Source organism: Clostridia bacterium (assembly GCA_016887505.1).
GTDB lineage: Bacteria > Bacillota > TC1 > TC1 > UBA5767 > UBA5767.
In genome coordinates this window covers 858,395-878,520 of record CP069393.1, presented here as the reverse complement: position 1 = coordinate 878,520, position 20,126 = coordinate 858,395, and the positions used below count along the sequence as shown (strand labels likewise).

Genomic DNA, 20,126 nt, shown 5'->3' with positions numbered 1-20,126 from the left:
ACATATGATTTTGTCTGATAATGGTGATACAATGAGGGTGGAATTTTCCATCCTCATTTTTTATTTTGAGGTCAATACAGATTAAAGGAGCTACCATGCTATATAGAGAACGTTGGGAAGAAATTGAACAACAAATATTGAGTGAAAAAGCCTGCCTTAGCAAACGGAGCAAGGGCAGAGATCGAGCAGAGGAACCTTGTGATATTCGTACAGCCTTCCAGAGGGACAGGGACCGTATTGTACATGCTAAATCGTTCCGGAGATTGAAACACAAGACGCAGGTTTTCATTTCACCTGGTGGAGACCATTTTCGCACTAGGTTAACCCACACCTTGGAAGTCTCCCAGATATCTAGAACGATTGCCCGAGGCCTTCGCTTAAATGAAGACCTGGTGGAAGCAATTGCTTTGGGACATGATTTAGGGCATACACCATTTGGCCATGCCGGAGAGTCAATGCTGTCTGAACTGCTACCCCAAGGTTTCAAACACAATGAGCAAAGTTTAAGAATAGTCGAGGTCCTTGAGAATAACCGAAAAGGGCTGAATCTCACCCAGGAAGTGAAGGACGGCATCCTTAACCACACGGGTCCAGGGATTCCCATTACGTTGGAAGGTCAAATTGTAAAGATCGCTGACCGGATTGCTTATGTTAACCATGATATAGACGATGCATTAAGAGCAAACATCATCTCAACCAAAGATATTCCGAAGGAGTGTTTAAGAATATTGGGCAATTCACATAGTGAAAGAATAGATGTGATGGTGCGCGATATGATTAATACGAGTGAAGGTTTAGATAAAATACAGATGGGTGAAACAGTTGGTGGAGCTATGAGTGAACTGCGTGATTACCTCTTCAGTCATGTATATGTCGGTTCATCTGCAAAGACCGAGGATAAAAAGGTACGGAGGTTATTGACAGAATTATTCGAATATTATATGAATAATCCCCATGAATTGCCCAAGGAATATTTGCAGGTTGACGATGCAATTAGTCGAAAGGTAGCAGACTATATCTCAGGCATGACGGATTCCTATGCCACACAGATTTATGTGTCTCTTTTTATACCGACCGGCTATCCCCTAAAAAAATCATGATGAAAATACTTCTAACAACATTTAATGCAAAATATGTACATAGTTCCTTAGCCCTGTATTCCCTAAGTGCCAACGTCCCAGCAAAGTACAAGGTACAACAGCTGGAAATGACTATCAATATGTCGTTTATGTCTTGTTTAGCAGAAGTTGCAAACAAAAAGCCGGATATATTGTTGTTCTCAGTATATATATGGAACTCTGAACGCACCTTGCGTTTTATTACAGAAATAAGAAAAATAATGCCTGAAATTCGAATCTTTCTAGGAGGACCGGAGGCTACTGGACGATGCAAGCAGATATTCGAGAGTCAACCAGAGGTTGAAGGCATATTTATTGGTGAAGGCGAGGAAACGTTTAAGGAGTTCTGCGATAGGTTATATGAGGGAAAGCCATTGGTAAATTTAGCAGGTTTAATGCTTCGAGATTGTGAATTCATACCTAGACCGTATCTAGATATGAATAGCTTGCGTTTCCCTTATACAGAGTTAGATCTTGAAGAGAATCGAGACAAGCTTATCTACTATGAGTCCAGCAGAGGCTGCCCCTTTTCTTGTGCTTATTGTCTTTCCTCTTTGGAAAAAAGGACTAGATACAAGAATTTGTCTACGGTATATGAAGAGATTACTCAACTGCTACAATTTGAACCACAAACGATCAAATTTGTAGACCGCACGTTTAATTTAGATGGTGTGCGTACAAAATCCATCTTAAAATATATTCGCTCATTAGCGCCTCAAAAAACATGTTTTCATTTTGAGGTTAGCGCAGATCTATTTGATGAGGAAACAATGGATATACTTATGGATATGCCGGACAATCTTGTACAACTAGAGATTGGCTTGCAGAGTACAAACCAAGAAACGCTAAAATTGTGTGGACGCAAGACGGATGTAGAAAAGATTAGAAAAAATATATTGCGCTTGGTAAGGCAGGAGAATATGCATATTCATCTTGATCTAATAGCAGGGTTACCGGCTGAAGATTTTTATTCCTTTAAAAAGTCTTTTGAAGATGCCCTGGCCATGCACCCACATATGTTACAGTTGGGTTTTTTGAAACTCCTACCTGGTTCATCCTTAGATGTCAGAAAAGAAGAATATGGGATTGTATCCCAAGATTTACCCCCATATGAAGTATTGAAAACAGGGGTTCTCGATTTCGAAGAGCTATGTTTTTTAAAACAAGCAGAAAATGCAGTAGATGGATTTTACAATAGCAGTATCATGCGCAATATTATGCAGATTATGCCATTCATTTACCCAGGGGGTGCCTTGCAGTTTTTCTACGATTTAGATGCCTGCTATCACAACCAGGAGGGTGGACGCTATAAGGGCTTGAATAGAAAATTCTATGCTGTTTACCGCTTGATTGACGAAACAGGTCTATGCGCAGACAAGGAACTTCTTAGAGAACTTATATTCTTGGATTATCTATTCCTTTCGGATAAGAAATTTATCCCAGAATTTTTATTGAGCGGACAAAAGGGGCAAGAACAAATAATCGAAAAGCTGTCCATAAATCGGTCATATATAGATCTTATTTCGCAGCTAACAGACTGCAAGAGTTCGAGAGATATTTATAAGTACACTAGATTGCTGAGTGTGTCGAGACAATGCTATTTGATGATGCAGAAACTCCCAATGTTAGCAGTCGAAAAGGGAATTGTTGATGAGAAAACGATAGCTGGTCTTCAGGAGGTACTTTCTTCTATTGAAGGCTGGGATGAAACTAGATATATTCTCCTATTTGATTACAGGTATGAAAGAGGAATTTTTTCCGTTCCTCGAATACTGAATTTGCAGTAATACAGAGGTTGACAAGCTTGAGATAGGGTGTTATTATTTCTATACCCAAGTAAAACAGTTGGAAATGAGGGCTGCATATGAAGATTACAACTAAAGGAAGATATGGGCTAAGAGCGATGGTGGAATTGGGTCGCGCCTTTGAGGACCAAGAGTACATTTCTCTTAAAAGCGTATCCCAAAATCAGAATATACCGGAAAATTACTTAGAACGTTTACTTGCCAAAATGCGTAAGGCAGATTTAGTGGCAACACGTCGTGGAACCCAAGGGGGTTATCGCTTGACGAAAAGTCCAAAAGAAATTAGTGTGCTGGAAATACTGCAGGCAGTAGACGAATCGCTGTATTTAGTCGAATGTACCGAAGATACGACAAGTTGTCCTCAATATGAAAGCTGTCCTAGCCATAGGATTTGGGCAAAGATGGCCAAGCAGATGCAACTTGTAGCCCAGGAAACAAATCTAGAAGAATTGCTATAGAGAGGGAGAAATGATATGAAAGAGATATATATGGATAATGCTGCCACTACTAGAACTTCTGAACGAGTCATTAAAGTGGCCAATACAGTTCTTGAAAATACCTACTATAATCCATCTAGTATTTATGATGGCGCTCAGCAGACAAAAGCAGAAATTGAAAATGTCCGCAAAGAGGTAGCTGCGAGTTTAAAGGCAGATGCAAAGGAAATATATTTTACTTCCGGTGGAACGGAAAGTGATAATTGGGCTATAAAAGGTGTGGCGGCTAAGATGAAATCCGGTCATATCATTACTAGTGCAATTGAACATCATGCGGTGCTGCATACTTGTGAATACTTGGAGAAACAAGGTTTTAGTGTAAGTTATATACCCGTGGATGAAAAGGGACTAGTCAGTGTAGAGGATATTAAAAAGGAAATTCGACAAGACACAATTTTGATTAGTGTAATGTATGCGAATAATGAAATCGGGACGATTCAGCCAATCTCAGAAATAGGGCAGTTGGCTAGGGAAAAAGGTATTCTTTTCCACACAGATGCGGTACAGGCATATGGAAAACTAGATATTGATGTTCAAGAAGAAAATATTGATATGCTATCTCTATCGGCACACAAGTTGCATGGCTTGAAAGGTACTGGAGCGCTCTATATAAGAAAAGGTATCAAGCTAGATAATCTGATTCATGGCGGAGCGCAAGAGAAGAAAAAAAGGGCTGGTACGGAGAATGTATTAGGAATTCTTGCACTAGGTGAAGCGCTGAGAGAAAGTTATGAGGAACGTGAACGAAAAAATCAGGTTGTAACTGGATGGCGTAATCACCTAATCGAAACAGTATTGGCTACGGTTCCACATAGTCGGTTGAACGGTGATTTAACGAATAGACTTCCTGGAAATGTGAATATTTCTTTCCGCTTTATTGAAGGAGAATCACTTTTGATGCTATTGGAAAAACAAGGAATTATGGCGTCTAGTGGTTCAGCCTGCACATCAGGTTCATTGGACCCAAGTCATGTGTTGCTTGCTATTGGTTTGCCACATGAAATAGCACATGGATCTTTAAGAATAAGTTTAGACTATATGGAAAATAACGAGGAACAAATAGAACATCTTATTAAGGTGCTACCAGGAATTGTTGAAAGGCTTAGAGATTTATCGCCTTTGTATGAGGATTATCTAAAGGAGGAAAATTAAATGTATAGCGATAAAGTGATGGATCATTTTGATCATCCTAGGAATGTAGGGATTTTGGAGGATGCCGATGCAGTAGGTACGGTTGGCAATGCGAAGTGCGGAGATATTATGAGGATTTACCTCAATATAGAAGATGATATTATACAGGATGTGAGTTTCAAGACATTTGGGTGTGGGGCGGCGGTAGCTACGAGCAGTATGGCCACAGAATTGGTTAAGGGTAAAAGGATAGAAGAAGCTCTGAAAATTACCAATAAAGCCGTTATGGATGCCTTGGACGGACTTCCTCCCAATAAGGTACATTGTAGTTTGTTGGCAGAGGAAGCAATCAATGCAGCGATTTATGATTACGCAAAAAAGCATGGTAAAACCTACGAAGGTTTACATGAACCAGTGGAAGATATTCATGAAGATGAGTAATTTTTGGTCCCGGAGAATTTTCTCCGGGACTTTTATTGACCTTTATGTTTGAAATCTCTAAACTGATAGAGGGAAATGAGTTTTTGTCACGAATCTATGAGGATAGACTTAAGGAAGGGAAAATTATGCCATATTACGGACAGGATGCAATCGAAGAAATTCGGGAGTCAGTAGATATAGTGGATTTAATTGGAGAATATGTATCTCTTAAGAAAAAAGGGAAACATTTTGTCGCCTTATGTCCTTTTCATTCAGAGAAGACACCATCGTTTACAGTGAACCGGGAAAAACAAATTTACTATTGTTTCGGTTGTCAGAATGGTGGCGACATTTACAATTTCCTGATGGAATATGAACACCTGGACTTTACAGAAGCAATGGAAAGACTAGCGGAACGGGCTGGTATTGAACTGGTCCCAGAAAAAGGTTCCAGCAGGGAGAATAAGAAAGACCACACGTTGCTAGAAATCAATCTTGAAGCAGCCCGCTATTTTTATGCTTGTTTTTCTGAAACAGGTGGCAAGGAAGCATTAGCCTATCTCATCGAGAGGGAGGTAACTGCTGAAACCAGGAAACGATTTAAAATTGGTTATGCACCAGCTGGTTGGGATGACCTCATTAACCACTTGATGCAAAAGAAATTCTTACCCAAGGATATGGAGAGAGCAGGCATTGCAAACAGCAAGGATGACCATAAGTACTATACAAGATTCCGTAACCGTTTGATGTTTCCAATTGAGAATATAAAAGGGGAAATCATTGGTTTTGGTGGCAGAATCCTGGGGGCAGGTGAGCCAAAGTACTTGAATAGTCCTGAAACGCCGATGTTCCAAAAGAAGCATAACTTGTATGCGATTAATTTGGCCTTGCCTGAGATGAAAAGAACATCTACGGCGCTTCTTATGGAGGGCTATATGGATGTGGCCATGAGCCATCAAAATGGCTTCACCAATGCTGTGGCCTCACTCGGTACGGCTTTCACGAAGGAGCAGGCTGCGCTTTTATCACGCTATGTGCAAGAAGTGGTCTTGGTGTATGATTCAGATAACGCTGGACGAAAAGCGACTATTCGAGCTGCAGAGGCTTTTGCTGAATCGGATATACTGGTAAGAGTGGCGGACCTTGGCGAAGAAAAAGATCCGGATGATTTTATTAAGAAAAATGGCAGGGAAGCCTTTGAGCATGTCCTTAACCGAGCACTTCCATTTTATGAGTATTTGCTTTCAGTGGGTATACGTCATAGCAATTTAGATGATATTGAACAAAAGGTTGCTTTAAGCAAGAAGCTGGTTCCGTATCTTGGCAGAATACGCAATGCAGTCAAAATGTCAGAGTATATTAAACTGACTGCTAAAAAGTTAGATATTAGTGAAGAAAGTCTTCGGTTTGAAATTAAAAAGTCAAAGAGCAACGACCGATTAGAGGAACGCAAAGAACAATGTCGAATAGAAAGAAGAGAAGAGAGAGCAGAAAAGAAAGCGAAGTCGATAGACCAAATCGGAGCTAGGGAAGAAACTGAGTTGCTAAATCTTTGTATGCGTGATTTGTCTATTTACCAGAAACTTCAAAATGAGATTTCGACGATTGAATACAATGGTACTTTGACCAAGAGGTGCTTTGGTCTTCTGCAGGAACTAGAATGCGAGGGTAAGCTGAGTTTCCACGAGGTTTTAGAAAAACTGACTGAGGAAGAGAAAAAGAAAGTGCTTTCTATAACTATGGATGAAATGAATCCTTTAAATGTAGAAACTGCCAAGGCTTGGATAGGAGCACTTAAGAAAGAATCTCTTAAGAAGGAAATGGAAGAAATAAAAACAAAAATGGATTTTCTAGAAAAAGAAGGAAATAGCAGTGGCTTGCTAGAATTAAAAAAGAAGTTCAAATCTTTACAGGAACAACGAAATAGAATATAATGTAAAATTGTACGGGATAAAGGGGGGATAATATGGCAGCTAAAAAAGAAGAGGTTGTACTTGAAGAGAAGAAAGCCCCTATCGTGGAAGAAATTGACGAGAGAATTAAAGTGCTGGAGGATGAAGGCAAGGAAAATGGAAAAGTCACTTATGCAATGGTAGGCGAGATTTTCAATGATTTCAAGCTGGAACCAACACACATGAAATACATTATGGAAGAACTGGAAAAGGTGAAAATCGCGATTGTCAAGGACGAGACTGAGGTCGAAGTCGTTGAGGAAGACGAGCCTGTGGAAAAACCAGAGATCGATTTATCCATTCCGGAGGGTGTCGGTATCGACGACCCTGTTCGTATGTATCTGAAAGAAATCGGCAGGGTGCCACTACTGACTGCTGGAGAAGAAGTTACTCTTGCTAAGCGTATGGAAGCAGGGGGAGCAGACGGCGAGTTGGCTAAAAAAGAATTGGCAGAAGCCAATTTGCGTTTGGTCGTTAGTATTGCCAAGCGATATGTAGGTCGTGGCATGTTGTTTTTAGATTTAATTCAGGAAGGTAATCTCGGATTAATCAAAGCGGTAGAAAAGTTTGATTACACAAAAGGGTATAAATTTAGTACCTATGCTACTTGGTGGATACGCCAAGCCATAACAAGGGCCATTGCCGACCAGGCAAGAACTATTCGTATACCGGTCCATATGGTTGAAACCATCAATAAGCTGATTCGAGTGCAGCGCCAACTGTTGCAAGAACTCGGTCGTGAACCGACCCATGAAGAAGTAGCGGATGAAATGGACTTGACTGTAGAGAAGGTACGTGAGATCACTAAGATTTCCCAAGAACCTGTTTCGCTAGAAACACCGATTGGTGAAGAAGAGGATAGCCACTTAGGCGATTTCATACCTGATGAAGATGCTCCTGCTCCACCGGATGCGGCTAGTTTTCTACTTTTGAAGGAACAACTTGAAGAAGTACTATATTCTTTGACTCCACGTGAGGAAAAAGTTCTTCGTTTGCGTTTTGGTCTAGACGATGGTAGACAGAGCACTTTAGAAGAAGTGGGACAAAAATTTGGCGTTACGAGAGAGAGAATTCGTCAGATTGAAGCAAAAGCGCTTAGAAAACTGAGACATCCAAGTCGCTCGAAAAAGTTGAAAGATTATTTAGAATAGCTAATATGGAAAGGGACTTCGGTCCCTTTTTTAGGCTTGAATATCCAATAATACAAGGATATTTTTGCACGATGGATGTGTAGTTGTAAAAAATGAATTTTTTTAAAAATAATGTTGACATGGCATAGCACACTGAGTATAATAAGTCTTGTCGTTAGGGGCAACAACATTCCTCGATAGCTCAATGGTAGAGCAATCGGCTGTTAACCGATAGGTTGTAAGTTCGAGTCTTACTCGGGGAGCCACTTTTTTGGGCCCATAGCTCAGTTGGTTAGAGCTACCGGCTCATAACCGGTAGGTCCCAGGTTCGAGTCCTGGTGGGCCCACCAAAACGATTTTTAGGCCCGTTGGTCAAGCGGTTAAGACACCGCCCTTTCACGGCGGTATCAGGGGTTCGATTCCCCTACGGGTCACCATTAAATTGGGCGATTAGCTCAGCTGGGAGAGCGCCTGCCTTACAAGCAGGATGTCGGCGGTTCGATCCCGTCATCGCCCACCAACCCCGTTTATACGGGGTTTTTTTGTATAGAAATGGAGGAGCAGAATGTTGAAAATAAGCCATAGATTGAAGGCCATTGCAAACTTGTTAACGGATGGTCAAACCATAGTAGACATTGGGACTGATCATGCATATCTGCTCATACATTTGATAGAGGAAAAAAAATATGCACAAGCGGTGGGTGTGGACATTCATAAAGGTCCTTATAAGGCAGCCATTGAAAATGTTGCGGCACATGGTCTTCAGGATTCAATTGAGATTCGATTGGGAGATGGTTTAGGCCCAGTATCTGTTGATGAGATGGACCGAGTTGCCATTGCCGGCATGGGTGGGCACACTATTTGTAAAATTCTTACGGAGTATCCGGAAAAAACGGATAAGATCAAACAGTTGGTTCTCCAGCCCCAAAGTTCGCCTGAAAGAGTACGAAAACTGTTGCTGGAATTGGGCTTCGGGATCACCAACGAGTGCCTAATAAAAGAAGATAAAAGATTGTATCTTGTCTTGTCTGCCTCCCGAGAAACAAGTATCCAAGAACTATCCTGGGAAAATCTGCAAATTGGGCCTGTTTTACTTGAAAACGGGTCTCTTTATTTAGTAGAATATATGGGAGATATGTTACACCACAAACAGTTCATTCTTAATTCATTACGCCAAGCGAAAACAAATGAGCAAGAAAAGATGAAAGCCTTGGAAGATGAAATCGAGAAACTGGGAAGGTTGATAGAACGATATGAAGATTAAAAGTATTGTTCAAACAATTGAAGAAATAGCACCAACGCATTTAAAAGAATCTTGGGATCATGTAGGCCTGATGGTAGGTGAGCTAGAACAAGAGGTTGAAAGTGCGTTATTTGCGATGGATATAACAGATGAAATTATTGATGAAGCTATTTCCAAACGACACTCTTTGATTGTAACGCATCACCCCTTTCTTTTTAAGGCTCTTCAAAATATTGATTATGGAACATCCAAGGGCAGAATGATTCGAAAATTGATTAAGCATGATATAGCGGTTTATAGCGCTCATACAAATTTTGATGCAGCCGCAAAAGGTGTTAGCGAAGTGTTGGCTGACCTATTGGGTCTTGCTGATCGAAAAAGACTGGATGCTAGCCCTTTATTTGCTTACAAGTTGGTCTTTTTTATCCCGGTATCGAAAAGAGAAAAAGTACTAGAAAGTTTATTTGAAGCAGGCGCTGGTACATTTGACAAATATGACCACGCTTCCTTTTGTTCGCAGGGCCTAGGCTCTTTCCAACCGCAAGAAACGGCCAATCCTACTTTAGGGAAGATTGGTGAGTTGACGACAGTTGAAGAATGCCGAGTTGAACTTTTGGTGCCCAAGAACAGATTAGAACCGGTTTTATCGGCACTCATATTGAACCACCCATATGAGGAAGTTGCCTATGACGTGTATGAATTACGTAATCAAAGCTTGAATACTGGGATTGGGGTCATTGGTTCTTTAGAAGATAGTATGACATTGATATCTCTGGCAGGCGTCGTCAAAGAACGACTCCGTCTAAAATATATCCGCATCGCGGGCGATGCAAAACAAATGATAACAAAGGTGGCAGTCTGTGGAGGTGCAGGTAAACAGTACTATAAGAATGCTCTTAGTATGGGAGCCCAAGTACTCATTACAGGTGATGTAGATTACCATACAGCCTTAGATTGCCAAGAAGCCGGAATTTGCCTAATAGATGCAACGCATTTTGCTACAGAACGACCTGCCATGGAATGGCTATGTTGGTATGTAGGGGAACAAGTATCAATTCCTTGTGCTTTTTCGGATTTCAGCCAAGATGTGATCAAGATCTTAGAGTAGGGATGTCCTACTCTTTCGTTTTCAAGCGGGGTGAGAATATGAATTATAATCAATTGTACGAGCTTCAATGTATGCGCATTCGTAGAGAGGCCATGGAAAAAAGTTATCCTAGGGAAAGGGAATTGAAACTTCGCAGACGCAAAAAAGAATTATTGTTGGAAAAAAAGGACCTTATTCTTTTGGAAGAAAAATTGCGATGCCAGATGAAGGACATCCATAGACTACAGGATGAAAAGCAGACCATTGTAGAAGAAATTAGTAAAATTAATGAAGATCTATATTCCAACCGCTTTACGCCTAAGGAATTGACTAGCCTGCAAAATAGGCTGGAGAATCTTGAATCTACACTCGCCAACCGCAATACTAGAATTGATAAAGAAAATACTTTGTTAATGACTAAAAAAGCAGACTTGAAGGATAAAAAGAATTCTTTAGTTGATCGTATGAAGGATTATGAGGGCAAAGTGGAGGAGTACCTCCAGGAAAGAAACCGCTTGTTGGAAAAATTAAAGTTACTAGATGAACAGATTACAGAGTTCATTTCAGAACTTGATGAGACAGACCGAGCGTTTTATGACAAAGAAAATACCAAGTATGGTATTAGAATGCTGAGTGTACTTAAAAAGGGTAGATTTTGTTCAAACTGTAGTATGCTTCTTGAGTCGGATACTATTCATGCAGTTAAATCTAACCAAGAAGGTGTGCGCTGCCAGAGCTGCGATAGAGTGCTCTATAATTTTGAAGAATAGTCACGGAAGCGTTTCGCGGATGTGCTATACTATATACATGCTATGAGGAGATATATATGCTGATAAAACTGCGCCTATTGGGATTTTTCCAAATGATGCTGGGCACGATGTATCTAGATATGGAATTGCCGGAAGGAAGTACTGCGCACGACCTTTGGCAAAATCTGGTCAATCGGTATGTACAGTTACAAAAGGAAGATATGAGTAGAATTGCTGGTATGTCCTTGAACGGAGAATATAAGTATGTTCAAGATTGGCCCGGTGTTCTGCTGCACGACGGAGATGAGGTGGATCTCCTAACCCAAATGGGTGGTGGCTAAAAGGGGGAAGAACTATGGCAAAAACTGCTTGGATCGATTTGACAGATAAATCTGTAACTGTAAAGGAAACCGATCCTCAATTATTTCATGATTATGTTGGTAGCCGAGGGATTGCGGCTAAAATCTTGTATGACAACGTCGGACCCGACGTAAAACCATACGACCCGGAAAATTTGTTGATATTCTCTACCGGTCCGTTTACAGGTACGCCGTGGCCATCTGCTGCACGCTATACAGTAACGTCGAAATCACCGGCAACCGGTGCGTATGGATACTCCAATAGTTCAGGATTTTTTGGACCGGAGTTGAAGCATGCAGGCTATGATTTACTCATTTTTAAGGGCAAGTCTTCCAGTCCTGTTTATTTGAAAGTGGAAGATGACCAGATTGAGATTCTTGATGCTAGCGATTTTTGGGGGATGGAAACCGGAGCAGTAGAAAAAGAACTTCGGGAAACATATGCCGGAAGCAGGGTAGCCTCCATTGGACCTGCCGGAGAGAATTTAGTTTCTTGTGCCTCGATTATCAATGATTACGGCCGTGCTGCTGGAAGAACCGGCATGGGTGCAGTCATGGGAGATAAGAAGCTCAAGGCGATTGTAGTTAAATCCAACGCAAAAAAAGTGATAGATAGAAACTTTATGAATGTAGTTCGACGGGTAACGCCCTTGGTCAAAAATCATCCAGGTGCACGCGACTATACGGAATGGGGAACGGTTATCCTGCTGAACTACAAAAATAAGAGTGGTGATAACCCAACTAAAAACCATGCTTATGGACAATTTCCCTATGGGGATGAACTGAATGCACAAGCAATCAAGAAGTATACAAAAAAATCGGGTGGTTGCTATGCTTGTTCCATAAAGTGTGCTCGCTTTACTGAAGTGAAAGATGGACCCTATAAAACACCTCTACAGGAAGGCCCTGAATATGAAACAGCCAATGCGCTGGGGCCAAATGTATGGAATAAAAATCCAGAACTGCTAATATACTGCAATAAGCTATGCAACGAGATGGGAATAGATACCATATCGGTGGGCGTATTAATTGCTTTTGCGATGGAAGCACATCAAAAAGGTTTGCTCGTTGACGATAAATATAATCTAGAATGGGGCGATCCAGATACAATCAAGGGATTGATTGAAGATATCGCGAAAAGAGAAGGTAAGGTCGGACAGCTTTTGGCAGACGGCGTTAAAAATGCAGGTGAAACCGTAGGTGGTGGTGCAGAAGATTTTGCGCTACAATGCAAAAATGTGGAGATTCCTAGACAGGATGGACGTGTTCTCAAGGGTATGGCTTTAGGACATGCTACCTCTAATAGAGGGGCAGATCATTTGTATGCTCTTGCAACGATTGATTTGACGGGTAACATGGATGTTGTGGGAAAAGTTCCTGAGTTAGCAGCATGTGGTCCTGAACTGATGGATACTACCAAGGAAGATTACAAAGCTGTTATGGTGCGTTGGACGGAAGTATGCAATGCCTTGGCTGATGCACTTGGTATCTGCAAGTTTGCATTCACTGAGACCTATGCGATAATGCCAGAGGACTTAGCAGAAGGACTACGCGCTATGGGCATAGACATTTCGAATGAAGATTTGTTTAAAGCTGGGCAGAGAATTATCAATATAGAACGTATGTACAATGTGAGACATGGTTTTAGAAAGAAAGACGATATGCTGCCCAAGAGATTCTTAGAAGAACCATTGGATGTTTACGTACATCCGGAAGATATTGAGAAGATACCAAAGGAAGACGCAGAGTTGGTTCACAAAGGTCTGATGGTGAATTTGGAGCCTATGCTTGATGAATACTATCAACTGGGCAAATGGAACGAGGAAGGTATACCGCGTGAAGAGCGGTTGCGTGAACTTGGACTGGACGAATGCCTGAAGGACTTGCCGCAAGGTGAGTAATATGTAACTGAGTGAATGGCTATCTTCGGATAGCCATTTTATTTTGACTGTATATTATCGATATGACTCTTTGACTTGTAAAAGAATAGGTTCTCTAATATAATTCAGAGTGGCAAAGGAGGGGTAGAAATGAACATAGCTTTTTTTCTGTTGCCGAAGAATGACGTTATTGTTATCGATAAGGAATCAACCATTAGACAAGCTTTGGAAAAGATGGAATATCATGGCTATACAGCGATTCCCGTTATTGACTCAGATGGGAAATATGTAGATACGTTAACAGAAGGCGATATTCTTTGGAAAATCAAACATACCAAAGGATTGACCTTTGAAACGACAAGCAAGTATTATATTAAGGATGTTGAAAGAAAACGCCAAATGATGGCGGTCTCGATTAATTCTGATATGATGGATTTGTTGGAATTAGCCAAAAAACAGAACTTTGTTCCAGTGGTGGATGACCAGAACGTATTCATTGGTATTGTTAGAAGAAGTGAGATTATATCATATTGTTTTGATCAGATTAAATAGGTGGATAAATGAACATATTCGAAGAATCATTATTAGCACACAAAAAAGCAAAAGGGAAAATTGCCATAAAGAGCAAGATGCCGCTTGAGAGCAACAAGGATTTGAGTATTGCATATACGCCAGGTGTAGCAGAACCGTGTCGCCACATCGCCAAGGATGAAATGCTAGCTTATGATTATACCAACAAAGGGAACCTTGTAGCTATTGTGAGCGATGGAACAGCTGTCCTAGGGCTGGGAGATATTGGAGGCCAGGCGAGTATGCCTGTCATGGAGGGGAAAGCCATTCTTTTTAAAGAATTTGGTGATGTAGATGCATTCCCCATTTGTCTTTCAACTAAAAATCCAGATGAAATTGTAGCTGTTGTAAAAGCCATAGCGCCTACATTCGGTGGGATCAACATCGAGGATATTGCCGCACCGGCTTGCTTTGAGATAGAGCGCAGATTAAAGAAAGAGCTATCTATACCAGTATTTCATGATGACCAGCATGGAACGGCGGTAGTGACCTTGGCAGCGCTGATCAATGCACTTAGGGTTGTTGAAAAAGAGATGAGTGACGTAAGAGTCGTTATTAATGGAGCCGGTGCTGCTGGCATTGCCATTGCCAAACTTTTACTCCAAGAAGGTGTAGAACATTTGGTGCTTTGTGACCGTACTGGAATACTATATGAGAAAAGAATCGAAGGCATGAATGAGGCCAAAAGAGAAATCGCGGCTAAGACCAATAAAGGCGAACTAAAAGGAACCCTGGCGGAAGCCATGAAGGGTGCTGACGTATTTATCGGTGTTTCTTCAAAGGACGTGGTGAAAGAGGAGATGGTTGCCTCTATGAACGATGGAGCAATCGTCATGGCAATGGCCAATCCTGACCCGGAAATAAATCCCGACCTAGCCAAAAAAGCCGGGGCAGCTATCGTATGTACAGGACGGAGCGATTATCCAAATCAGGTGAACAATGTACTTGCATTCCCAGGTATATTTAGAGGTGCGCTTGATGTTATGGCTACTGACATTAATGAAGAAATGAAGGTGGCTGCGGCTCATGCTATTGCGGATTTGGTTAAAGTTGAAGAATTATCGACAGAATATGTGATTCCTGACGCATTGAATAAGGAAATCGGAATAAAGGTTGGCGAAAAGGTAGCGGAAGCGGCCATTCGAAGTGGTGTAGCTCGAAAAAAATAGCTGGTTCATATGAACCAGCTTTTCTTACATATACTACATTTTTTCAATAACGGTGCGGTAAGGTCTGCAAGTTGCATTACGAGTAGTATAAGTGCCCTTCAGCTTGTACTTATCTGAAAGCATTGCAATTACATCGTAAGTAACCTTTTGTGCTGCCTCAATATCCACTTCACCGAATGCGTCTGTTGCCTTATTTTTAGGATAGTAACAGGTGGCGTAAATTTCTGCTTCATCCTTGGCTACGTCGTAGACACTGTCTTTTATAACCATGAAGACGCCACCGACATACATTGTGCCGGAAGGAAGGAAGTTTCTGTCGACAGTGAACTCGAAATCAATATTTTCGACGGAGTTCAGGTTATTAGTACAAACGAAATTAATAAGATACTTTTGTTTCATATGAGCCTCCTTTCAGTATATAATTCATTATATATGCTAGAGAGTTTCAATGCAAACTAAAAGGGGTGAGTCATAATTAGCGCAGAATCTTATAGAACGATTGGTAAAAGTAGTGAGCAAAGACTGGTAGTAGAACGTTCAGAATTTATTGCTAGAACGAAAATGGTGGAAACTGAGGATGAGGCTAAGACTTGGATTAAAGAGATGAAAATAAAGTACAAGGATGCTACTCATAACTGCAGTGCCTACGTTGTTGGGATCCAAAAGGAACACAAATTTTATGATGATAACGGCGAACCACATGGCACGGCTGGTCGACCAATCCTAGGTGCCATCGATTCCTTAGATGTAACCAATGTGGCAATCGTAGTTACTCGCTATTTTGGGGGTAAGAAGTTGGGTGTCCGAGGTTTAATCGATGCCTATAGTCAGGTAGCGCGTGATGCGCTTGAAAGCAGTGAGATTACCTGTCTTCTTGTCACCAGCGAGATTCGTATTCTAACCGATTATAAACATGTGGATAGAATTCATTATTTGATTAAGGATAATGGAGCGAAAATTTTACAGGAAGTATTCCTTGCAGATGTTGAAATTCAGGTTAGCATTGCTAAAAATCAGGCAGAGCCTTTTGTAGAACAGCTTAGAATGTTTGCCAAGCAAGCTAACGTCATATAGAATAAGCCTAGAATTGATTAATTGCAGGAGAAGTAGACATGTACTATACTAATAAAGATATTATTCGATATGAAAAAGGACACTATATACCGGTTCGTGACAAGGTAATCATGGAGGACGAGATCGAAGTGATTTGTGGAAAAACACGGTTAGGAAGCTATCCTTGCACGAATAAGGAACGGGACTTACTCGCCCTAGGTCTAGCCTATTGCAATGGCTATCAGGTGAATGCGAACACCCCAGTCGTACTAGAAGATAACAAGGTCCTTTTACCTGAAATTGCGAAACGTACTCAAGCGGATTGCATAATATCAGACTTACGTTACGATGCAGATGATTTATTGAATAGGATGCAACAACTACGAGATAGGCCTGGATTATTCGCACTGACCGGGGGAACACATAATGGAGCCTTGATTTATCAAGGCGAACTCACCGCTTGTACGGAAGATATTAGCCGCCACTGCATGTTAGATAAACTGATTGGAGTGGTTCTAAAAAATGGTTGGGATTTTTCTAAGATAGCCATTTTGTTAAGTTGCCGGGTATCTGAAAGTATCATGCGTAAATTAGTTGCAGCTGGATTTCCTATTGCCGTATCTATGTCTGCAGTGACGGATAAAGCGATAGAAATAGCCAACGAACGTGGAATGACATTGGCGGGTTTTGCTCGTGGGAATAGAATGAATATCTATGCGGGAGATAGGATAGGAAAAGGGGAAAAGTGTGATTAAAGATATAGCGAAGGAACTGGCGGATGCTATTGTTGGTTCCAAAGAATACATGGAATATAAAAAGGCCAGGGCAGCGCTGGAACACGATGAGGCTAATTTCGAGCTTTTGGAGGAATTAAGACAGAGACAATGGGAAATACAGCTGGATGCCTTGCTAGGCAAGGAAGCACCGTTTGCGGACACGGAAGAAGTAGATGAAATTTACTCAAGTGTCGTCGATAATGAGAAAATCAACCAGTTTTTATTAGCTGAATATCGATTTACCAAGGTTCTTACTGAGGTTCAGAATATCTTACTCGAGTCCATTGAAACACCGAAAGATAACAATGAGAACATTGCTTTGCATTAGTAGAATACCATAGGAGAAAAATATGTTTAAATTATTACGCAACAAAAAAGTCATGAGGGTAGTTGTTGCTTTTGTGGCTTTTTCTTTTCTTGGAGGGTTTGTAGGTTCGTATGCCCTTAGGTCATTAGGCCAAGTAGGTCAATCTGAAGCGCAAGAAAATGACTTTGCTGATGAATTGGATAATGCGATTAGTAGCTACGAAGGAGATATAGAGTATTACCAAAATGCTACTGTTGCCGAACCAGAAAATGTGGACAATTACATTTTACTTGCTGATAGCTATTACAATTTAGCGAATCTAAGGAATAGCTACAAGGGTGAGGACGTAAGTGACTATCTAACTGTAGCAAAGGATAATTACCAAAAAGCATTAGAATTAGATGACAGTAGGGTAAACTTACTGCTTTCCATAGGTATGTTGGAAACGGCATTGAATAATTATGCTGATGCGGCTGACTATTATGAGACTTTCTTAGAACAATATCCAGATTCATTTGAGGCCAACGCCTTGTATACGCAGTTGTTGGTAGTTTCCGACGAACTGTCCGAAGCGAAAGATTGGCTTGAGAAAACAAGAGATTTAGCTACTAGTGAAGAAGACCAACAAGTTGTGGAACAATTGGAAGGTATGGTTAATCCTTCCTAAAAAGGGGACACTATTGTGGAAATAATAGGAAAGCGTATACCCATAGAAGATGCAGAAGTGAAGACTAGGGGTAGAGCTACTTATGTGGATGATTTGCGTTTTAAGGAAATGGCTTATGCTGCTCTAGTACTCAGTACTGTAGCGCATGCAGAACTAATTCATGTAGATATAGAAAAAGCGCTTGAAACAGAAGGTGTAATGGCAGTGTACACCTTCTTTAATACACCGAATACTGTATATAATAGTGCAGCTCCATTTGATACAAAGGATTTTCCAGCTCAGGAATGTCTTTTTTCTAAAAAGATTCGCCACCAAGGTGATCGCATCGCCATGGTTATTGCCGAAACGAAAGAACAAGCAAAGCTAGCGGCAAAAGAGATTAGTTATGAGATTACGCCCTTGCCGAGCGTGCTTAGTATTGAAGAGGCCTTAAAAAAAGATGCGCCTAAGATTGACCCATCGGGAAATCTAGTCGGAACCTGCGAAATGATGAGTGGGGACATGGAGGTGGCCCAAGGAAATGCTGATAAGGAATTCAGAACAAAAATATTAATTCCTTCTTACCATCAAGCGGCGATGGAACCCCATGGTGTCGTGGCTGATTGCGATGAGCTGGGTGGGGTTGTCGTGTACACACCTACTCAGAATATATTTTCAGCGCGCATGATTTGTGCCAAGGTGCTTGGCATTAGTGAAGCCCAAGTGAGGGTCGTGCAGACGACGATGGGGGGATCTTTCGGTTCCAAACTAGAAATCATCCTGGAACCGCTATGCGCCTATGCGGCTTACCAGTTGAAACGTCCTGTGAAGCTGGTGTTGACGCGCAAGCAAACCATGGTGGCAAGCCGCAGGAGTTATGGCATTCAGGCAGATATATGTAGTTATATACAATCTGGAAAATGGATTGGAATGGATATCGACATTGTGGCCGACGCGGGTGCCTATTGCTCAAGTGGGCAGGATTTTATTTGGGCTATGAGCGCCAAACCCTTTCGCCTATATAAAATCCCGCATGTGAGATATCGGGCAAAATCAGTTCTTACCAATAAAACGACAGCTTCTGCGATGCGAGGTTATGGTTCTACCCAACTAATTACTGCACTCGAACATCATGTTGATGCGCTGGCCAGACATCTGTCACAAGATCCTGGTGAATGGCGAAAAGAGTATGCCTTGGGTCCTGAAGACAAAGATTTGAGGGATGAAAAGTCTTTCGGCAGTATTGGACTCAAACAATGTATCGATGAAGGATTAAACGCTTTTAATTGGCCATTGGGTATTTCTAGTGAGGATGAAGAGTATTGGTATGGTGCCTCCTTAGCCTTGGGTATACATGGCAACGGAATGTATCCAGTACATACTGACCTCACGACCATGGGACTTAAATTGAATATGGATGGAAGTCTAATCTTATCTACAGGTACGGTAGATATGGGAACAGGTGCCAACACTAGCTTTCGGATGATGGTTTCTGCTATATTGGGTGTTCCGATGGAAAAAATTGGAATCATGCATGGCGATACTACGGCATGCCCTTATGATTTAGGATGCTATGCCAGCCGGAGCATATTTGTAGCGGGAAATGCAGCTGTCAAGGTTGCTACCAGCATGAAAAAAATGGTGGAAAAGGACACGGGCTTAGAATTAGAGCAGGTGGATCTTGCTGTTTATGCACTCGATGCTTTTACGAGATGTGGCAAAGATATTTGTTGCTCAGAAACCTTTGTCTCCCAAGCAGACCCCATGAGCTACGCTGCTCATTTTGCGCGAGTGCGTGTACATAAGAAAACGCAGGTTGTCCAAGTACTGGATTATTTGGCTGCCCATGATATTGGTCGAGCGATTAACCCTTTAAGCCTAGAAGGCCAAATTGAAGGAGCTGTCCAGATGGGTATCGGCATGGCTCTTAAAGAAGGACTCCGATATGACAATGTGGGGAAACTAATAAATGATAACTTTAAAAAGTATCCGCTAGTCCATGCAAAAGAAATGCCAAATATCCAAGTGAAATTAATTGAAAGCAATGAAAAAGCTGGCCCATTTGGAGCCAAAAGCATCGGCGAAATTTCTGCAGTACCTAGTGTAGCAGCAGTGTGTAATGCGGTAGCTGTGGCTTTGAATAGGACGATTGATATGTTACCAATTCAAGAATTCATGGATAGGGTATAGTGGTATAGTGTGTTTGTGCTAAAACCAAGTTTTTGCACCGTGCT

The 20,126-nt window shown here is 41.4% G+C and carries 20 protein-coding genes and 4 tRNA genes; 23 read left to right on the top strand and 1 reads right to left on the bottom strand.

Annotated elements, in window-relative coordinates:
• The first annotated feature begins 95 nt into the window (after positions 1-95).
• The 18 genes from JR334_04370 to JR334_04285 all read left to right on the top strand — a co-directional run bounded on the left by JR334_04370 (position 96) and on the right by JR334_04285 (position 15,110).
• The gene (locus JR334_04370) at positions 96-1,100 is read left to right on the top strand and encodes a deoxyguanosinetriphosphate triphosphohydrolase (protein QRN86462.1); all 1,005 of its coding nucleotides are present in this window, start codon (positions 96-98) and stop codon (positions 1,098-1,100) included.
• Entirely contained in the window at positions 1,097-2,905 is a 1,809-nt protein-coding gene (locus tag JR334_04365; GenBank protein QRN86461.1) for a DUF4080 domain-containing protein, read from the top strand. The genes JR334_04370 and JR334_04365 overlap by 4 nt, the downstream gene beginning before the upstream one ends.
• Positions 2,906-2,982: 77 nt before the next feature.
• Positions 2,983-3,381, top strand: a complete 399-nt coding sequence (locus tag JR334_04360) for an Rrf2 family transcriptional regulator (protein ID QRN86460.1) — start codon at positions 2,983-2,985, stop codon at positions 3,379-3,381.
• 15 nt (positions 3,382-3,396) lie between these two features.
• On the top strand, positions 3,397-4,572 hold the full coding sequence (nifS, locus tag JR334_04355; protein ID QRN86459.1) for a cysteine desulfurase NifS: 1,176 nt from the start codon (positions 3,397-3,399) through the stop codon (positions 4,570-4,572).
• Positions 4,573-4,992: a Fe-S cluster assembly scaffold protein NifU gene (gene nifU / locus JR334_04350; protein ID QRN86458.1), complete on the top strand. Its 420-nt coding sequence runs from the start codon at positions 4,573-4,575 to the stop codon at positions 4,990-4,992. It begins immediately after the preceding gene.
• Positions 4,993-5,075: 83 nt separating this feature from the next.
• On the top strand, positions 5,076-6,905 hold the full coding sequence (locus JR334_04345; protein QRN86457.1) for a DNA primase: 1,830 nt from the start codon (positions 5,076-5,078) through the stop codon (positions 6,903-6,905).
• Positions 6,906-6,937: 32 nt separating this feature from the next.
• Positions 6,938-8,074 (top strand): RNA polymerase sigma factor RpoD, encoded by a 1,137-nt coding sequence (gene rpoD, locus JR334_04340; protein ID QRN86456.1) that lies wholly within the window; start codon positions 6,938-6,940, stop codon positions 8,072-8,074.
• Between the two features lie 170 nt (positions 8,075-8,244).
• Positions 8,245-8,319: transfer RNA gene (locus JR334_04335), tRNA-Asn, on the top strand.
• 7 nt (positions 8,320-8,326) lie between these two features.
• Positions 8,327-8,403 (top strand) — tRNA-Ile (locus JR334_04330).
• Positions 8,404-8,415: 12 nt separating this feature from the next.
• Positions 8,416-8,490: transfer RNA gene (locus JR334_04325), tRNA-Glu, on the top strand.
• 7 nt (positions 8,491-8,497) lie between these two features.
• Positions 8,498-8,573: transfer RNA gene (locus JR334_04320), tRNA-Val, on the top strand.
• 45 nt (positions 8,574-8,618) lie between these two features.
• On the top strand, positions 8,619-9,317 hold the full coding sequence (locus JR334_04315; protein ID QRN86455.1) for an SAM-dependent methyltransferase: 699 nt from the start codon (positions 8,619-8,621) through the stop codon (positions 9,315-9,317).
• Entirely contained in the window at positions 9,307-10,404 is a 1,098-nt protein-coding gene (locus JR334_04310) for a Nif3-like dinuclear metal center hexameric protein (GenBank protein QRN86454.1), read from the top strand. The genes JR334_04315 and JR334_04310 overlap by 11 nt, the downstream gene beginning before the upstream one ends.
• 38 nt (positions 10,405-10,442) lie before the next feature.
• Positions 10,443-11,153 (top strand): hypothetical protein, encoded by a 711-nt coding sequence (locus JR334_04305; protein ID QRN86453.1) that lies wholly within the window; start codon positions 10,443-10,445, stop codon positions 11,151-11,153.
• 56 nt (positions 11,154-11,209) lie between these two features.
• Positions 11,210-11,473 (top strand): MoaD/ThiS family protein, encoded by a 264-nt coding sequence (locus tag JR334_04300; protein QRN86452.1) that lies wholly within the window; start codon positions 11,210-11,212, stop codon positions 11,471-11,473.
• Positions 11,474-11,487: 14 nt separating this feature from the next.
• Complete coding sequence (locus JR334_04295; protein ID QRN86451.1) at positions 11,488-13,392, top strand: aldehyde ferredoxin oxidoreductase family protein; 1,905 nt, start codon at positions 11,488-11,490, stop codon at positions 13,390-13,392.
• A gap of 129 nt (positions 13,393-13,521) precedes the next feature.
• Complete coding sequence (locus tag JR334_04290; GenBank protein QRN86450.1) at positions 13,522-13,923, top strand: CBS domain-containing protein; 402 nt, start codon at positions 13,522-13,524, stop codon at positions 13,921-13,923.
• Between the two features lie 8 nt (positions 13,924-13,931).
• On the top strand, positions 13,932-15,110 hold the full coding sequence (locus JR334_04285) for an NAD-dependent malic enzyme (protein QRN86449.1): 1,179 nt from the start codon (positions 13,932-13,934) through the stop codon (positions 15,108-15,110).
• Positions 15,111-15,143: 33 nt separating this feature from the next.
• Here JR334_04285 and JR334_04280 read toward each other — a convergent pair whose 3' ends face one another.
• Entirely contained in the window at positions 15,144-15,509 is a 366-nt protein-coding gene (locus JR334_04280; GenBank protein ID QRN86448.1) for a hypothetical protein, read from the bottom strand.
• A gap of 162 nt (positions 15,510-15,671) precedes the next feature.
• On the opposite strand from JR334_04280, the gene JR334_04275 reads away from it, so the two are divergent.
• Genes JR334_04275 through JR334_04255 form a run of 5 tightly spaced genes read left to right on the top strand, consistent with a single transcriptional unit; the run spans position 15,672 to position 20,082 of the window.
• A complete protein-coding gene (locus tag JR334_04275; protein QRN86447.1) occupies positions 15,672-16,184 on the top strand; it encodes a YigZ family protein in 513 nt (170 codons plus the stop codon).
• Positions 16,185-16,222: 38 nt separating this feature from the next.
• Positions 16,223-16,918 (top strand): formate dehydrogenase accessory sulfurtransferase FdhD, encoded by a 696-nt coding sequence (locus tag JR334_04270; GenBank protein ID QRN86446.1) that lies wholly within the window; start codon positions 16,223-16,225, stop codon positions 16,916-16,918.
• Entirely contained in the window at positions 16,911-17,267 is a 357-nt protein-coding gene (locus tag JR334_04265) for a YlbF family regulator (protein QRN86445.1), read from the top strand. The genes JR334_04270 and JR334_04265 overlap by 8 nt, the downstream gene beginning before the upstream one ends.
• A gap of 22 nt (positions 17,268-17,289) precedes the next feature.
• Entirely contained in the window at positions 17,290-17,913 is a 624-nt protein-coding gene (locus JR334_04260) for a hypothetical protein (GenBank protein ID QRN86444.1), read from the top strand.
• A gap of 15 nt (positions 17,914-17,928) precedes the next feature.
• Positions 17,929-20,082, top strand: a complete 2,154-nt coding sequence (locus JR334_04255) for a xanthine dehydrogenase family protein molybdopterin-binding subunit (GenBank protein QRN86443.1) — start codon at positions 17,929-17,931, stop codon at positions 20,080-20,082.
• Positions 20,083-20,126 lie beyond the last annotated feature (44 nt).

Coding starts and splice junctions, on each gene's coding strand:
- JR334_04365 (QRN86461.1), top strand. CDS start 1,097: ATGATGAAAATACTTCTAACAACATTTAATGCAAAATATGTACATAGT.
- JR334_04295 (QRN86451.1), top strand. CDS start 11,488: ATGGCAAAAACTGCTTGGATCGATTTGACAGATAAATCTGTAACTGTA.
- JR334_04315 (QRN86455.1), top strand. CDS start 8,619: ATGTTGAAAATAAGCCATAGATTGAAGGCCATTGCAAACTTGTTAACG.
- JR334_04270 (QRN86446.1), top strand. CDS start 16,223: ATGTACTATACTAATAAAGATATTATTCGATATGAAAAAGGACACTAT.
- JR334_04275 (QRN86447.1), top strand. CDS start 15,672: ATGGTGGAAACTGAGGATGAGGCTAAGACTTGGATTAAAGAGATGAAA.
- JR334_04310 (QRN86454.1), top strand. CDS start 9,307: ATGAAGATTAAAAGTATTGTTCAAACAATTGAAGAAATAGCACCAACG.
- JR334_04360 (QRN86460.1), top strand. CDS start 2,983: ATGAAGATTACAACTAAAGGAAGATATGGGCTAAGAGCGATGGTGGAA.
- JR334_04300 (QRN86452.1), top strand. CDS start 11,210: ATGCTGATAAAACTGCGCCTATTGGGATTTTTCCAAATGATGCTGGGC.
- rpoD (QRN86456.1), top strand. CDS start 6,938: ATGGCAGCTAAAAAAGAAGAGGTTGTACTTGAAGAGAAGAAAGCCCCT.
- JR334_04280 (QRN86448.1), bottom strand. CDS start 15,509: ATGAAACAAAAGTATCTTATTAATTTCGTTTGTACTAATAACCTGAAC.
- JR334_04290 (QRN86450.1), top strand. CDS start 13,522: ATGAACATAGCTTTTTTTCTGTTGCCGAAGAATGACGTTATTGTTATC.
- JR334_04370 (QRN86462.1), top strand. CDS start 96: ATGCTATATAGAGAACGTTGGGAAGAAATTGAACAACAAATATTGAGT.
- nifU (QRN86458.1), top strand. CDS start 4,573: ATGTATAGCGATAAAGTGATGGATCATTTTGATCATCCTAGGAATGTA.
- JR334_04285 (QRN86449.1), top strand. CDS start 13,932: ATGAACATATTCGAAGAATCATTATTAGCACACAAAAAAGCAAAAGGG.
- nifS (QRN86459.1), top strand. CDS start 3,397: ATGAAAGAGATATATATGGATAATGCTGCCACTACTAGAACTTCTGAA.
- JR334_04260 (QRN86444.1), top strand. CDS start 17,290: ATGTTTAAATTATTACGCAACAAAAAAGTCATGAGGGTAGTTGTTGCT.
- JR334_04305 (QRN86453.1), top strand. CDS start 10,443: ATGAATTATAATCAATTGTACGAGCTTCAATGTATGCGCATTCGTAGA.